The sequence below is a fragment of the uncultured Jannaschia sp. genome, assembly GCF_947494055.1.
Taxonomy (GTDB): domain Bacteria; phylum Pseudomonadota; class Alphaproteobacteria; order Rhodobacterales; family Rhodobacteraceae; genus Jannaschia.
Map to the genome: position 1 here is coordinate 1 of NZ_CANLTR010000133.1, position 1,173 is coordinate 1,173.

The window sequence follows — 1,173 nt, forward strand, 5'->3', positions numbered from 1 at the left end:
AACCGCATCGACGAACTCACGCCGTGGAATTGGCAGCCACGCTGAATGTCAACGGCGGTCACGCCGGACGGATACGCCAAATCTCTCCGAACGTCGGATCTTCACCGCTGTCCGGGCGGATCGCCTCGGTGCGGTCGATGAGCGTCTTCATGCGCTCACGTGCAAGCTTCCGTGCCTGCTCAAGCGTTGTCGCCTGGAGGCGCTCTAACTCCGTCCTCTTCAAGTGCGAGTTCCACCATCTCAGGTAGAGAGCGCCCCGGTTCCTCGCGATCGTGAACCGGCCGATCTTCTCAATTTTTTCCATGCATCAGTCACTCCGTGAATTTCTCGCGAGATAGCATGTGCATCAGCCGTAGAGCAAATCCACCACGTCGTGTCCTGGCGCTCCGCTCGCTCGATACTTCGGTGCAGGGGGTGGCGACGGAGCTTGCGTGGCCGCAATGCGTCTCGCTTCGAGATAGGCATCCAGGTCCGATCGAAGATACCGAATACCGCCGTCTCGGACGAAGGAAATCTGCTTGTCACGACGGCGGCGCTGGAGCGTCTTCACGCTCCGCCGCAGATATCTCGCAGCCTCCGGTTCTGTCATGACCTCGTTCATGGCCATGACATCCGACCGTTTGAAAAATCCGAGAGTCGATTCCAGAATTTTGTTGGATGACCTTACGGAATGATTCTTAGAGTATCCGTCTTGATCGAGTGGGTTTTGGGACCCATTCGCGATCTGCCTTGAGAAGGGCATTTGCGAGTTCGAGAAGCTTTCTCATGACGGCGGGGAGGGCGACCTTGGCAGGTTTTCCGGCTGATCGCATGGCTTGGTACCTGGCCCGCATGTCCGGGTTGAAGCGGATGGCGGCGACGGCGGGCATGTAGAGGGCGTCACGCAACGGCTTGCGTCCGCCCTGTAGAAGGCATGCACCTGCCATCGTCCGGATTGGCGGGCCATGGGCGCGAGGCCTGCGAGGCTGGCGGCTTGCTTGCGGCCGAGCGTGCCGATTTCGTGTAGCGCGACAATCTGGGTGAGAATCCGTATTGCCGCATCCACGGATGTTCCTGAGGGATCATGTCGTTGCCTCAGCCAAATGTCGATACCGAGACGGCGTTGATGGTGTAACCGCCCCCCGACGGCACACTGTGCCAAGGTGGGATCGCAACAATCCAACTTGGGAGGCG

The 1,173-nt window shown here is 59.4% G+C and carries 2 protein-coding genes and 1 pseudogene; all 3 read right to left on the reverse strand.

Annotation, left to right across the window (positions count from 1 at the left end):
- Positions 1 to 58 precede the first annotated feature (58 nt).
- Positions 59 to 304, reverse strand: coding sequence for a hypothetical protein (locus Q1A87_RS23470; RefSeq protein WP_299657261.1), 246 nt, complete (start codon positions 302 to 304; stop codon positions 59 to 61).
- A 42-nt stretch (positions 305 to 346) separates the two neighbouring features.
- Positions 347 to 601, reverse strand: a complete 255-nt coding sequence (locus Q1A87_RS23475) for a helix-turn-helix domain-containing protein (RefSeq protein WP_299657264.1) — start codon at positions 599 to 601, stop codon at positions 347 to 349.
- 76 nt (positions 602 to 677) lie between these two features.
- Positions 678 to 1,021 (reverse strand): annotated as a pseudogene (locus Q1A87_RS23480) (transposase); the annotation flags it as partial.
- Positions 1,022 to 1,173: the final 152 nt, after the last annotated feature.